This window comes from Amycolatopsis sp. NPDC023774 (genome assembly GCF_040639695.1).
Classification (GTDB): Bacteria; Actinomycetota; Actinomycetes; order Mycobacteriales; family Pseudonocardiaceae; genus Amycolatopsis.
Window position 1 is genome coordinate 77,210 of the sequence record NZ_JBFAAJ010000032.1, and the last position, 12,968, is coordinate 90,177.

Annotated in this window: 10 protein-coding genes; 7 read left to right on the top strand and 3 right to left on the bottom strand. The window is 72.3% G+C overall.

Features of this window, described 5'->3' with window-relative positions; genetic code table 11:
* Window positions 1-21 precede the first annotated feature (21 nt).
* Window positions 22-693 carry a helix-turn-helix domain-containing protein gene (locus AB0F91_RS39130; protein ID WP_360606165.1) on the top strand — a complete coding sequence of 224 codons (672 nt, stop codon included), beginning with the start codon at window positions 22-24 and terminating at the stop codon, window positions 691-693.
* On the opposite strand, the gene AB0F91_RS39135 is transcribed toward AB0F91_RS39130, so the two are convergent.
* Window positions 675-2,174 carry an FGGY-family carbohydrate kinase gene (locus tag AB0F91_RS39135; protein ID WP_360606167.1) on the bottom strand — a complete coding sequence of 500 codons (1,500 nt, stop codon included), beginning with the start codon at window positions 2,172-2,174 and terminating at the stop codon, window positions 675-677. The two genes, AB0F91_RS39130 and AB0F91_RS39135, sit on opposite strands and share 19 nt — an antisense overlap.
* A 90-nt stretch (window positions 2,175-2,264) precedes the next feature.
* Here AB0F91_RS39135 and AB0F91_RS39140 point away from each other — a divergent pair, with 90 nt between their 5' ends.
* The 3 genes from AB0F91_RS39140 (at window position 2,265) to AB0F91_RS39150 (ending at window position 4,939) form a co-directional block, all read left to right on the top strand.
* The gene (locus AB0F91_RS39140; RefSeq protein WP_360606169.1) at window positions 2,265-3,242 is read left to right on the top strand and encodes a LacI family DNA-binding transcriptional regulator; all 978 of its coding nucleotides are present in this window, start codon (window positions 2,265-2,267) and stop codon (window positions 3,240-3,242) included.
* Between the two features lie 408 nt (window positions 3,243-3,650).
* Complete coding sequence (locus tag AB0F91_RS39145; protein WP_360606171.1) at window positions 3,651-4,232, top strand: DNA-binding protein; 582 nt, start codon at window positions 3,651-3,653, stop codon at window positions 4,230-4,232.
* A 50-nt stretch (window positions 4,233-4,282) separates the two neighbouring features.
* Entirely contained in the window at window positions 4,283-4,939 is a 657-nt protein-coding gene (locus AB0F91_RS39150; RefSeq protein WP_360606173.1) for an RES family NAD+ phosphorylase, read from the top strand.
* Window positions 4,940-4,943: 4 nt separating this feature from the next.
* On the opposite strand, the gene AB0F91_RS39155 is transcribed toward AB0F91_RS39150, so the two are convergent.
* Complete coding sequence (locus AB0F91_RS39155) at window positions 4,944-6,920, bottom strand: S9 family peptidase (protein ID WP_360606175.1); 1,977 nt, start codon at window positions 6,918-6,920, stop codon at window positions 4,944-4,946.
* Between the two features lie 38 nt (window positions 6,921-6,958).
* Window positions 6,959-7,924 carry a TerC family protein gene (locus tag AB0F91_RS39160; protein WP_360606177.1) on the bottom strand — a complete coding sequence of 322 codons (966 nt, stop codon included), beginning with the start codon at window positions 7,922-7,924 and terminating at the stop codon, window positions 6,959-6,961.
* Window positions 7,925-8,240: 316 nt separating this feature from the next.
* Between AB0F91_RS39160 and AB0F91_RS39165 the strand changes: the two genes are divergently transcribed.
* Genes AB0F91_RS39165 through AB0F91_RS39175 form a run of 3 tightly spaced genes read left to right on the top strand, consistent with a single transcriptional unit; the run spans window position 8,241 to window position 12,877 of the window.
* Window positions 8,241-11,132 carry an alpha/beta fold hydrolase gene (locus AB0F91_RS39165; protein ID WP_360606179.1) on the top strand — a complete coding sequence of 964 codons (2,892 nt, stop codon included), beginning with the start codon at window positions 8,241-8,243 and terminating at the stop codon, window positions 11,130-11,132.
* On the top strand, window positions 11,129-12,067 hold the full coding sequence (locus tag AB0F91_RS39170; RefSeq protein ID WP_360606181.1) for an ABC transporter permease subunit: 939 nt from the start codon (window positions 11,129-11,131) through the stop codon (window positions 12,065-12,067). Before AB0F91_RS39165 ends, AB0F91_RS39170 begins: the two co-directional genes overlap by 4 nt.
* A 57-nt stretch (window positions 12,068-12,124) precedes the next feature.
* Window positions 12,125-12,877 carry an enoyl-CoA hydratase/isomerase family protein gene (locus AB0F91_RS39175; RefSeq protein WP_360606183.1) on the top strand — a complete coding sequence of 251 codons (753 nt, stop codon included), beginning with the start codon at window positions 12,125-12,127 and terminating at the stop codon, window positions 12,875-12,877.
* Window positions 12,878-12,968 lie beyond the last annotated feature (91 nt).

Here is a 12,968-nt window from a genome sequence, read left to right on the forward strand (position 1 = left end):
CCCGGAGGGGATGATCGGGGGGTGTACTCGGAGACGCTCGCGCCCGGGCCGGTGCGCGCCGTGGTCCGCTGCCTGTGGCGGTCGGTCCAGGCGGGGCCGAAGCGGATCGTGCCCGACGGGTGCGTCGACCTCGTCGCCGGCGACGGCGAGGTCTTCGTCGCGGGCCCGGACACCGAGGCGTGGTCGTCGACCACCTCGCCCGGCGTCGCGCTGCACGGCCTGCGCTTCCACCCCGGCGCGGCGCCCGCCGTGCTCGGCGTCGCGGCCGACGAGCTGCGCGACCGCCGGCTCCCGCTGGCCGAGGTGTGGGGCCACCGCGGGGAGCTGCTGACCGACGCGGTGCTGAGCGGCGCGCGCTGCCTCACCGACGCGGTGGCCGGCCGGGAAGCCGACCCCGACCCGGCCGTGGCCGAGCTGCTGTCGCACCTGCACACCGCGCCGGCCCGCGTGGGCACCCCGGCGACGGCCGTCGGTCAACGGCAGCTGCGGCGGCGCTTCACCGTGGCCGTCGGCTACGGACCGGCGACCTACCTGCGCGTGCTGCGGTTGCAACGCGCCATCGCCCTCGCGCCGCGCGCACCCGGGCTGGCCGACCTCGCCGCCGGTGCCGGGTACGCCGACCAGGCCCACCTGTCGCGGGAGTGCCGCGCGCTGACCGGGCTCACGCCGAGCGCCTATTTCTCCGGAGCCTGAGCCGCGCGTTCCTGTTGTACGGCAAGGAAGTGTGCGATGCCCGCGGTCGCGGGGTACAGGGCGCGGTAGCGGGGATAGAACTCGTCGTAGACGTCCGCACGCGCGGGATCCGGCCGCACGACGGCAGCGACCGGGTTCCACGCGCCGATGTCGGGCTCCAGCCCCACGGCGAACGCCGCCAGCAGGGCGTCGCCGAAGGCCGCGCCGATCGTTTCGGTGGGCACGTGCTGCTCCACGCGTGTCACGTCGCTCACGATCTGCGTCCACACGCGACCCTGCGTGCCGCCGCCGACCGCGACGAGACGGCGGCCCTCGGCGGAGCCCATCGTCTCCAGATTGTGCCGCACGCCGTACGCGGTGCCTTCCAGCGCGGCGCGGTAGAGGTCCGCCTTCGTGTGCGACAGCGTCAGCCCGGCGAGCACCCCGCGTGCGGCCGGGTCGGGCACCGGGGTGCGTTCGCCGGCGAAGTACGGCAGCATCAGCAGCCCGTGGCTCCCGGCGGGCACGTCGCCCGCCTCGGCGACCAGGTCGGCGAACTCGCCGCCGACGAGGTCGCGCAGCCAGTCGGTGATCGCACCGGACGTGGCCATGCCGGCGGCCAGCGAGTAGGTGCCTGCGAACGCCCCGCGCGTGGCCCACAGGCCCGGCACCGGTCGCGGTTCGGCGGCGGTCTGCACGAGGAACATCGTGGTGCCGTACATCAGCATCGTGTCGCCGGGCGCCCGCACGCCGGCGCTCGCGGCCTCGGCCCACGCGTCGACCGTGCCGCACGTGACGGGCAAGCCCGCGGGCAGCCCCGTCACCGCGGCCGCCGCGGCGGAAACCGTGCCGGCCACTTCCGCCGGCCAGGCCAGCCGCGGCAACCGCACGCCCGGCGCGACCAGCCTGGCCCAGTCCTCGGCCCACGCACCGGCGCGCAGGTCGTACATCGGGTCGCACTGGCTCGCCGAGTGGTGGTCGAGCACGTACTCGCCGGTCAGCCGCAGCACGAGGTACGAGCTCGCCATGAGGAACAGTTCGGCGCGCTCCGCGACCTCGGGCTCGTGCCGGAACAGCCAGCGCCACTTGGGTCCCACGGCCTGGCTGGACAGCGCGCTGCCACCACGTTCCACAATGGACTCTTCGCCCAGCTCCGCCGTGAGCTCGGCGATCTCCGCGCCCGCGCGCGTGTCGACTCCGTAGAGGATCGCCGGGCGCAGGGGGCGTCCACCGGCGTCGGCGGGCAACAGCACCGGCCCGATGCCGCTCACTGCCAGCCCGGCGAGCGGCCGGTCGCCCGCCGCCGCGGTGAGCTCGCGCGCGAGCGCGGTGAAGTCGGCCCACCACACGGTTTCCGCGTCGTGCTCGAACCAGCCGGGCCGTGGGCGGGAGGTGGTGTGCGCGCGGGCGGCGCGCGCCAGTATCGTCCCGTCGGCATCGACGAGGACGCCCTTCGAGCTGGACGTGCCGATGTCGATGCCGAGCAGCAGGCCCGGATCCACCGCGACTCCCCGTATGCGGACGGTAAACGATTACCCGGGACGCTATTCTTCGGGGGACGAGGGTGTCAAGGACGGCCGGAGGAGGTCACGGTGGCCACGATCAGCGACGTCGCCGCGCACGCCGGCGTCTCCACCGCCACGGTGTCCCGGGCCCTCAACGGCAAGTCCACAGTGGACCCGGAGCTCGCCGCGCGGGTGCTCGTGGCGGCCGAGGAGCTGGGCTACCACCCCAACGGCCTGGCCCGGAACCTGCGCCGCCAGGAGACGGCCGTGCTGGCGCTGATCATCTCCGACGTCGAGAACCCGTTCTTCACGGCGATCGCGCGCGGCGTCGAGGACCTCGCGCAGGTGTCGGGCTACTCCGTGGTGCTGTGCAACTCCGACGAGAACGAGGACAAGGAGCGGCGCTACATCGACGTCGCGCTCCAGGAACGCGTCGCCGGCGTCGTGCTCTCCCCCACGGGCCGCTCCACCAACGTCGACCGCCTGCGCCGCCAAGGCACGCCCGTGGTCGCGGTCGACCGGCCGCTCACCGGCCCGCACGGCGATCAGGTCCTCGTGGACACCCGCCGTGCCGCGCGCGACGCGACCCGCCACCTCGTCGCCGGCGGCTACCGCCGCATCGCGTGCCTGACCGGCCCCGCCGGCGTCCGCACGGCCGACGACCGTCTCGCCGGCTACCTCGACGCCGTCGGCGAGGAGAACGCGCTCTTCCGCCGCGCCGAGTACCGCGCCGAGGGCGCGCGCGTGGCCGCCACCGAACTGCTGGAGCTACCCGAACCCCCGGACGCGCTGCTGGTGGCCAACAGCACCATGACGATCGGCGTCCTGGAGACCCTCGCGAGCCGCGGCGCGCGCCCCGGCCGCGACGTCGGCATCGTCTCCTTCGACGACGCGCCGTGGACGACCCTGATCGACCCGCCGCTGACGGTCGTCGCGCAGCCCGCCTACGAAGTCGGCCGCGTCGCCGCACAGCTCCTGCTCGCCCGCATCACCGACGGCACGCGCCGCCCCACCACGACGACGCTGGAAGCCCGGCTCATCGAACGGCAGAGCTCCCGCCGCTGAACCCGCGGGATCCACGTCGCGCACTTCGCTCCGACAGCCCCGAATCGCGCCCACGCCGGCGCGAAATTGCGCGCACCACTCCGAAAAGACGACGTGCCTGGTGGACCGGCCAGCACCGGTCCGCCAGGCACGTCCCACCCCCTGTCCCCCCAGCACCGGCGGCCGAAACCACCGGAGCCCGCAACAGCACGAGGCGGGAAATCGATTACCAACCGAACGTAAAGGGGTCACGGCGGAGTGTCAAGGGCACGAAAGCCTGGACAGCACCACCACCAGCCGGGCAGACTAACGCGAAATCGGCTACGCGCCGTGGTGGGTTCTGTGCACTACGCGTCGATCTCTCATGAATTCACCCACAAATCCCGTGCCGAACCGCACGAACGCGCACACGCGAGCTAGTCTGAGCGCATGTCAGTCGCGCTCGAGAACGTCCTCGCCAAGGCGGGGCTCAAGGCCGACGCCACGGAGTTCCTCACGCTCGTCGAGGACGCGGCGCGCAGGCTGTCGCCACCGAATCCGGACCCGTCGCACTACTTCTCGCCCGACCAGCAGGCCGCACTGGCGGACGTGGGGTTCGACCTCACGGCGCACGGCGACGACGAGCCCGACTTCCGCGCGCGCACCGTGGCCGCCCACGCCGTGCTCGCCGACTCGGCGCTCACCGTCACCCAGGCCGCGAAGGCGCTGAAGGTCGACGACAGCCGCATCCGCCACCGCCTCAAGGAGGGCCGGCTCACGGGCTGGAAGGACCAGGGGTGGCGGCTGCCGTCGTGGCAGTTCAACGGCTCCGGCGTGCTGCCCGGCCTCGAGCTGGTGCTGCGCGCGATCCCCGAGGACCAGCCCGCGCTCGTCGTCGCCGCGTTCATGAACACACCGCAGGACGACCTGGTGATCAGCGACCGGCCGGCCACGCCGCGCCAGTGGCTCCTCTCGGGTGGCGATCCCGAGCAGGTCGCGGGCCTCGTCGCCACGCTGGGCTCGCCGTTCTAGGCTGAGCCGACGACCAAGATCACCGACACAGGACGGACGACCCCCGACGCATGGCCCGGCTCCCCCTGCCGCCCGCGCGATCCGTGCTGGTCAAGGAGCTGGACCGCACCCACGACGTGGTGGCCGTGCAGCCCGAGACCAGGCTGGTCCGCATCTTCACCGCACACGGCAACCACCCGCAGCAGTGGAACTCCTTCCGCTACACCGGCCCGCTCCCGCACGGCCGGTTCGACCAGCAGCCGCCCGGCCGCGGCGGCCAGCCCGTGACCGACCCGGGCAACGGCGTGCTCTACTTCGGCCTGACCGTGCGCACGAGCGTCGCCGAGGTGTTCCAGACGAGCTCGACGGTCGACCGCAAGACGCGCGGGCCGCGGCTCGTGGTCGTGCGCCCGACGCACCCGCTGCGGCTGCTCGACCTCACCGGCCTGTGGCCCACGCGCGTGGGCGCGTCGCAGGAGATCTCCAGCGGGCCGAAGAAGATCACCCAGGCCTGGGCGCGCGCGATCCGCAGCGCGCTCCCCGACCTCGACGGTCTCTGGTACCGCTCGTCGATGGACTCCGGCGACCCGGCCGTGTGCCTGTGGGACCCGCCGGCGGGCGCCGCGCTGCCGATCGCCCCGGATGTCCTGCTGCCGCTGGACCACCCGGGGCTCGACGTCCCGCTCGGCCGGATTTGCGAAGAGCTGAACTACACGCTCCTCAACTGAGGGCTCAGCCCAGGTGGCGCGACCACCACTCCAGCACCGCGTCGAAGCGCTGCACGCGGTGGCGCGGGCGCCCCGAGCGCGACAGCTCGTGACCCTCGCCCGGGAACAGCAGGAACTCCGCGTCGGCACCGGCGCGACGCAGCGCCACGAACATGCGCTGCGCCTGCTCCAGCGGGCAGCGCCAGTCCTGTTCTGAGTGGACGACCGCGAACGGGATCGTGATGTCGGCAGCGTAGGTCAGCGGACTGCGGTCGCGCAGCACCTCCGGGTCGGTGCCGATGTAGGAGTCGACGAAGAAGTAGCCGATGTCGGAGCTGCCGACCATCGAGTCCCACGCGTTCACCGCGCGCTCGCTCCACGCCGCCTTGAACCGCTCCGGGTGGTGGGCGGCGACCCAGCTGGTCATGAACCCGCCGTACGAACCGCCCATGATGCCGACGCGGGAGGAGTCGAGATCGGGCCGTTCGAGGGCCTTGTCCAGCAACGCGAGCACGTCGTCGACGTCGACCGTGCCGAAGCCGAAGGTGATCGCGCGGCCGTGGCTCTGCCCGTAGCCCGCCGAACCGCGCGGGTTGCCGAGCACCACGGCGTAGCCGGCCGCGGCGTAGACCTGGGCCTCGTCGAACACAGCCCAGTCCTGCTGCGCGAACGGCCCGCCGTGCACGACCCGCAGCACCGGGTGCGGGCCCTCGCCCTCCGGCAGCACGAGCCAGCCGTGCACGGGGTAACCGTCGGGCGAGGTCGTGGTGAGCTCCTCGACAGGGCGCAAGCCCTTGTCCCGCAACGGCTTCGAGTAGTCGGTGAGCACGCGCGGGCCGCCGGCGTCGAGCACGACGAGGTCGCCCGAGGTCTCCGGCGTGGCGACCACCGCGACGATCGTGTCGCCGTCGGCCGCGAACCCGCGGACCACCACGTGGCCGTCGTGCAGCACGCGCAGGTCGGCCAGCACGGCGGCGTCGGCAGAAGCCGGGACCGCGCGCAGCTCCACGGCGCCGCGATTGCGCACGGCCACGAGCACCTCGCCGTTCACGGGGATCGCGGGGCCGGAGCCACTCTCCACGTCGACGGTCTCGATGTCGGTCAGCCGCCGGGCCTTCACGGGGCCGCCGGTGCCGATCGTAGCGGCGTACAGGCCGGTGTTGCAGGCCTCGCTGTGGCCGTCCTCGTAGGACGAACCGTAGAAGAACAGGGTGCCGTCGGGACCGAACACGGGCTGCTCCGCGTAGCCGTGGCATGTCACGAGCAGCTCGGGCTCCCCGCCCTCGGCCGGGAACGCGACCAGGTCGCGGTAGTCGGTCTCCACGCGGTCCCAGTCCTGCGGCACCACGACGACCACTCGCTCGCCGTCGGGCGTCCACACGGGATCGCCGACGTCGTAGGTGACCGGCGAGATCGGCTCGAGCGCGGCGAGTTCGGCGGCGTCCAGTGCCGCGACGGCGTCGAGCACGAACAGCCGCTTCATCCGGTCGCGCAGGAAACCGACGTCGTCGATGCGGTAGTCGAACCGCGTGATCCGGCGCGGGGCCTCGGCGGGCGGCTCCGGCTTCTCGCCGTCGGCGTCCTCGGTGCCGTAGCGGCCCGCCTCCGGCACGCGCGCGGTGAACGCGAGCCGCCGCGAGTCCGGCGCCCACACCGGCGCGTCGGCGCCCAGGTGCAACGCCGTCAGCCGCTTGGCCTCGCCGCCCGCGGCCGGCATCACGTGCACCTGCGCACTGCCTTCGGCGCCTTCACCGTCGCCGGCCCGCAGGAATGCGACCCAGCGCCCGTCGGGCGAGATCGCCGGGGCCGCGTCGTGCGGACCCTGCGTCCACGCTGTATCTGCGCCCCCTTCCCGGCCCCCTCCCCCGAGTCCCACCCGGCGCAGCGCGCTGTGGTGGGCATTGGACTCGAGGTCGGGGTGCTTGACCGCGGTCAGGAGCAGGTCACCCCGGAGCGCGGGGCGGCCGGGGACGACGAGGGCTTCGATGTCAGCTGGTCGCATGCCGACGACCGTACCGGATCATTAGCAAAGCGAAAGACTTATTCGGCCGGTACGCGCGCCCGCTCGTCCTTTTTCGCCTTGGCGAGGCTCGCCACGGTGGTGACCGCCAGCACGACCACGATCACGCCGAGGGACACCCAGTTGTTGATGTCCAGCCAGTCGGGCGCCACGTGGTACTCGTGCAGCGCGTGCACCACCAGCTTCGCACCGATGAACGCGAGGATCACCGCGAGGCCGTAGGACAGGTACACCAGCTTCTCGACGAGCCCGCCGAGCAGGAAGTACAGCTGGCGCAAGCCCATCAGCGCGAACGCGTTGGCGGTGAACACCAGGAAGGCCTCCTGGGTGATCCCGAAGATGGCCGGGATCGAGTCCACCGCGAACAGCAGGTCGGCCGAGCCGATGGCGACGATCACCACGAGCATCGGCGTGATCATCCGCTTGCCGTCGACCTTGACCGTGTACTTGTGGCCGTGGAACTCGTCGGTCACCGGGGCGATCTTGCGGACCCACCGGGTCACCGCGTTCTCGTGGTACTCCTCTTCCTCGTCCTTCTTGCGCAGCATGCTGATGGCGGTCCAGATCAGCACCGCGCCGAAGAGGAAGAACACCCACACGAACTGCGCGATCAGCGCCGCGCCCACGGCGATGAACACACTGCGCATCGCGAGCGCGAGCAGGATGCCCACGAGCAGCACGCGGTGCTGATGGATCGCCGGCACCTTGAACGACGCCATGATGATCATGAAGATGAACAGGTTGTCGACGCTCAGCGAGTACTCGGTGATGTACCCGGTGAAGAACTCGACTCCGGGGTCGTGCCCGGCGAACACCCACACGCCGACCCCGAACACGACGGCGCAGGCGATGTAGAAGATCACCCACCGCGCGGCCTCGGCCGGTTTGATCGCGTGGGGCTTGTGGTCGACGATCACCAGATCGAGTGCGATCAGGGCCAGCAGGCCGCCGACCGTGGCGATCCACAACCACAGGGGAACAGTCATCACAGCACTTACCTCCGGATAGCGCGTAGCAGCAACTAACCGGAGGTCTCTTCCGCCGGTTCCTTTCTACCGGCCGACGGTGCCGGGGGCCACGCCACCGTGCTGACGACACCGCCGCGAAGGAATACTCCCCTCACAGCGCGTCCAGTTTGCCGGTTACGGCGCGCAAACGCCAGCGGAGGGTTGCCCTCGTCACCGAACCGGTGGTGTTACCTCCGTCACCGGGGCCGGAGAACTCGTGCCCGCGTGAAAAAAGATGTCTGATCCGTGTGAGCCCCGAACGCGGCTCTCAGCGAAGCTCAAATAACGTCAGCACGTGCCCCGAATCCCGTTGCCGCGCACGCGCGGTGCCCGGCTGACCGCGCTGGCCGCGGTCGTGGTGGTCGTCGCCGCCGTCGTGGCCGTCTGGGCCACGGGCGGCTCGCAGCCCGCTCCCGTCCGGACCCAGGACGCCTTCCTGCAGATGCCGGCCGCGCCCGGCTCGGCCGAGCAGGTCCGCATCGACACGACCACCTACTACCCCGAGAAGACTCCCGCCCCCGCCGTGCTGCTGGCCCACGGCTTCGGCGGCGACAAGTCCAGCGTCGACCCCCAGGCCCGCGAGCTGGCTGACCGCGGGTTCGTCGTGCTGACCTGGTCGGCGCGCGGCTTCGGCCGCAGCACCGGCAAGATCGGCCTCAACGACCCCGACGCGGAGGTCGCCGACGCGAGCCGGCTGATCGACCACCTCGTCGCGAGCCACGACGTCACCACCCGCGCGGGCGGCGCGCCGGAGATCGCCGTCACCGGCGCGTCCTACGGCGGCGCGCTGTCGCTGCTGCTCGCCGGCACCGACAAGCGCGTGGCGGCCGTCGCCCCGGTGATCACCTACAACGACCTGGCCCAGGGCCTGATCCCCAACGCCGGCGCCACCGCGCCGCCCGCGGCGAAGACCCCGGCCGCGGGCGAGTTCGCGCCCGACGGCGTGTTCAAGAAGAGCTGGGCGGGCATCTTCTTCTCCTCCGGTTCGGGCGCGCCGAGTGCCGGCGGGTCCTCCTCGGCCGAGGCACCCGAGGCCGGGCAGGAGACCGACGACAACGGCGGCTCGGTCGGCGGCACCGGAGGCACCGGCGGCGGCACCGATCCGCAGGCCGCCACGGCCCCGGCCCCCGGGCAGGCCCAGCCGGGCCAGGCGCCGGCCGCTGACCCGTGCGGCCGCTTCACCCCCCAGGTCTGCCAGGCGTACACGGAGCTGGCGACGACCGGGAAAGTGAGCGCGCAGACCGTCGCGCTGCTGCACCGCGTCTCGCCCGTGTCCGTGACGGACAGGATCACCGTGCCGACGCTGCTCGTCCAGGGCGAGAGCGACACGCTGTTCGGTCTCGACCAGTCCGACGCCACCGCGCGCCAGATCGCCGCGGCTGGCGGCAAGGTCCGCACCATCTGGTACACCGGCGGCCACGACGGCGGAGTCCCGGGCCCGCAGCTGCGCGCGAAGATCGCCGACTTCCTGTGGTCGGCGCTGACCGGCGACGGCGACCCGGGCACGGGCTTCAGCTACGACGTGCAGGGCACCTTGCGGGCCAACGGCGCGCCATCCGTGCGGACGGTCAGCACCGACGCGTACCCGGGCCTCGCGGGCGCGGGCACCGAACGCCGCCAGGTCGTGCTCGCCGGTCCGCCGCAGCCGGCCGTGCGGCCCGCGGGCGCCAACCCCGCGGCCGTGAGCGGCATCCCCGGGCTGAACGGGCTGGCGGCGGGTTCGTCGCGCCTGGCGCCGTTGTTCAGCACCGACCCGCCGGGCCAGGCCGCGCAGTTCCGCAGCGCGCCGTTCGACAGCCAGGTCCTGATCGCGGGCTCCAGCACCGTGCGACTGCAGGTCGCGACCGATCCGGCGCACCCGCTGCCGGAGGCGGTGCTGTTCGCCAAGCTCTACGACGTGGGTCCCGACGGCACGCGGGTGCTGCCGGCCAACGCCGTCGCGCCGTTCCGCGTGGCGAACCTGCCCGCGAACGGCACCCCGGTGGACGTGACCGTGACGCTGCCCGGCATCGTGCGCCCGATCGAGGCCGGGCACTCGCTGCGGCTCGTGGTCGGCACCACGGACCAGTCGTTCTCGACGCCGACCGCGCCGGGAGTGTTCCGCATCGCCCTGGCGCCGGGTTCTTCGCTCGCCGTGCCGGTCGTACCCGGGACGTCGGTGGGCACGCCAGCGCCGAAAGGGCAGTTGCTCGGCATCGGCGTGACGCTGCTCGTCGGCATCGGCGCACTGGTGTTCGCCGCGATCCGCCGCAGGCGCGCGCACGACGTCGACCCGGACCTGGCGGGCACGCCGCTCGTCATCCAGGGGCTGCGCAAGCAGTACGCGGGCGGGTTCGTGGCCGTGAAGGACCTGTCTTTCCGCGTGGAGCCGGGCCAGGTGCTCGGTCTGCTCGGCCCCAACGGCGCCGGCAAGACGACGACGCTGCGCATGCTGATGGGCCTGATCACGCCGACCGCGGGCGAGATCCGCGTGTTCGGCCACAAGATCTCTCCCGGCGCGCCCGTGTTGTCGCGAATCGGGTCCTTCGTGGAGGGTTCCGGATTCCTGCCACACCTGTCGGGCAGGGCGAACCTCGAGCTGTACTGGGCGGCGACCGGGCGGCCCGTCGAGAAGGCCCACTTCTCGGAAGCGCTCGAGATCGCGGGCCTCGGTGACGCGGTGAACCGCCGCGTGAAGAACTACAGCCAGGGCATGCGCCAGCGCCTCGCGATCGCGCAGGCGATGCTCGGCCTGCCGGAGCTCATGGTGCTCGACGAACCCACCAACGGGCTCGACCCGCCCCAGATCCACCAGATGCGCGAGGTCCTGCAGCGCTACGCCGCCACCGGGCGCACGGTCGTCGTCTCGAGCCACCTGCTGGCCGAGGTCGAGCAGACCTGTTCGCACGTGGTCGTGATGCACCGCGGGACGCTCGTGGCCTCGGGCGAGGTCGGCGAGCTGGCGGCCGCGAGCGGCGAGGCGACGTTCCGCGTCGGCGACCCGGCGGCGGCCGCGGCGGCGCTCAAGGGGTTCGGCGGCGTCACCGACATCGACGTCGAGGGCGACCTCGTGCACGCGAACCTGGACGGGATGGCGCGCGCCGAAGCGGTGGCGGCACTCGTGCGCGCGGGTGTCGCGGTGGAGCAGGCCGGGCCTCGGCGCCGGCTGGAAGACGCGTTCCTGCAGCTGGTCGGAGACAACTCATGAGCAACAGCAACGGTTCGGGCGGGGTCCACACCGACCCCGCCGCCCTGCGGGAGCTGAGCGAGCTGGCGACGGCCGAGCAGGCGGAGGTCGGCCCGGACGGCGCCGTCGCCGGCTACCGCGCCGAGCGCACGCTGCGCCTCGGCGTGGAGCTGAAGCGGCAGTTCAAGCGCCGGCGCACCCAGCTGGTACTGGGGTTCGTGGCTCTGCTGCCGTTCATTCTGGTGGTGGCGTTCGAGGTCGGGCAGTCGAACCCGAACCGCCGTTCGGGCGGGTTCGTGGACCTCGCGACGGCGAGCGCGCCGAACTTCGTGGTGCTCGCGCTGTTCGTGTCCGGCACGTTCCTGCTGCCGATGATCGTGGCGCTGTTCTTCGGCGACACGATCGCGAGTGAGTCGTCGTGGTCGAGCCTGAAATACCTGCTGGCGATCCCGGTGCCGCGGCACCGGCTGCTGCGGCAGAAGGCGATCGTGTCGGGCCTGCTGTCCGCCGCGGCGCTGGTGCTGCTGCCGCTGGTGTCGCTGCTGGTGGGCGTGATCTGGTACGGCGCGGGTGACGCGATCAGCCCCACGGGCGACGCGGTCACCTTCGGCGACAGCATGATCGCGCTCGTGCTGTCCACTGTGTACATCATCATCCAGCTGGCGTGGGTGGCCGGCCTGGCGCTGCTTTTGAGCGTGTCCACCGACGCCCCGCTGGGCGCGGTGGGGGGCACGGTGCTGGTGGCGATCCTGTCGCAGATCCTCGACCAGATCACGGCACTCGAGGGGCTGCGCAACTACCTGCCCACACACTACTCGTTCGCCTGGATCGACCTGATCTCCACCGACGTCGACTGGTCGAACATGGCCAGCGGCGCGCTCTCGTCGCTCATCTACACCACGGTGTTCCTGCTGCTGGCCGGGCGCCGGTTCGCGACGCGGGACATCACGAGCTGACCCACCGGCGTCCGGCCGCCCCGCACGGGCGGCCGGACGCCGGTAACGTCTCCTCGCGTGACCATCCACCTCGCAGTCGAAGACGGCGTCGCCGTGCTCACGCTCGAGCACGGCCGCGGCAACACCCTCGACACCGCCACCTGCCGCGAGCTCGTGCTCAAGCTCGAGGAGGCGGCCGACGGCGCGAAAGCCGCGGTGCTGACCGGCTCGGGCGACATGTTCTCCGCGGGCGTGGACCTGGTCAGCGTCGACGCCGGCGGTTCGAGCTACGTCGGCGAGTTCCTGCCCGCGCTCTCCGACGCGCTGCTGGCGGTCTTCGGCTTCCCGCAGCCGCTCGTGGCCGCGGTCAACGGGCACGCGATCGCGGGCGGGATGGTGCTCGCCGCCGGGTGCGACCACCGCGTGGCCGCCGCCGGCCCAGGGCGCATCGGTGTGACCGAACTGCTCGTCGGCGTGCCTTTCCCCCTGGCCGCGACGGAGATCCTGCGCTGCGCGTACGGCACGAACCCGCTCGCCGCGCTCATGTACAGCGGCGCCACGCTGACCATCGACGACGCCCTCGCCCGCGGCCTGGTCGACGAGGTCGCGGCGCCGGAAGAGGTGCTCGGCCGGGCGCGTGAACTCGCCGCCCGTCTCGGCGAGCTGCCGGCCGAGGCGTTCGCCCACACGAAGGCGCAGCTGCGCCAGCCCTACCACGAGCGGATCGCGGAGAACCGCGCCGCCGACGACGTGCACGTGGACCGGATGTGGCGGTCGGCGCAGTCGCTGGCGAACGTCAAGTCCTATGTGGAGCGTGTGCTGAAGCGCTAGTGTCCTGCGTCGTTAATTCGTCGTCATTTAGACTCTGATGGCATGTCTGATGGTGTCGCGGGACGTCGGGGGCCGAAGCTTGAGCCGGTAC

Excerpts from the sequence above, each read along its gene's own strand:
- AB0F91_RS39155 (WP_360606175.1), bottom strand. The coding sequence starts at position 6,920 with ATGCGACCAGCTGACATCGAAGCCCTCGTCGTCCCCGGCCGCCCCGCG.
- AB0F91_RS39145 (WP_360606171.1), top strand. The coding sequence starts at position 3,651 with ATGTCAGTCGCGCTCGAGAACGTCCTCGCCAAGGCGGGGCTCAAGGCC.
- AB0F91_RS39160 (WP_360606177.1), bottom strand. The coding sequence starts at position 7,924 with ATGACTGTTCCCCTGTGGTTGTGGATCGCCACGGTCGGCGGCCTGCTG.
- AB0F91_RS39170 (WP_360606181.1), top strand. The coding sequence starts at position 11,129 with ATGAGCAACAGCAACGGTTCGGGCGGGGTCCACACCGACCCCGCCGCC.
- AB0F91_RS39150 (WP_360606173.1), top strand. The coding sequence starts at position 4,283 with ATGGCCCGGCTCCCCCTGCCGCCCGCGCGATCCGTGCTGGTCAAGGAG.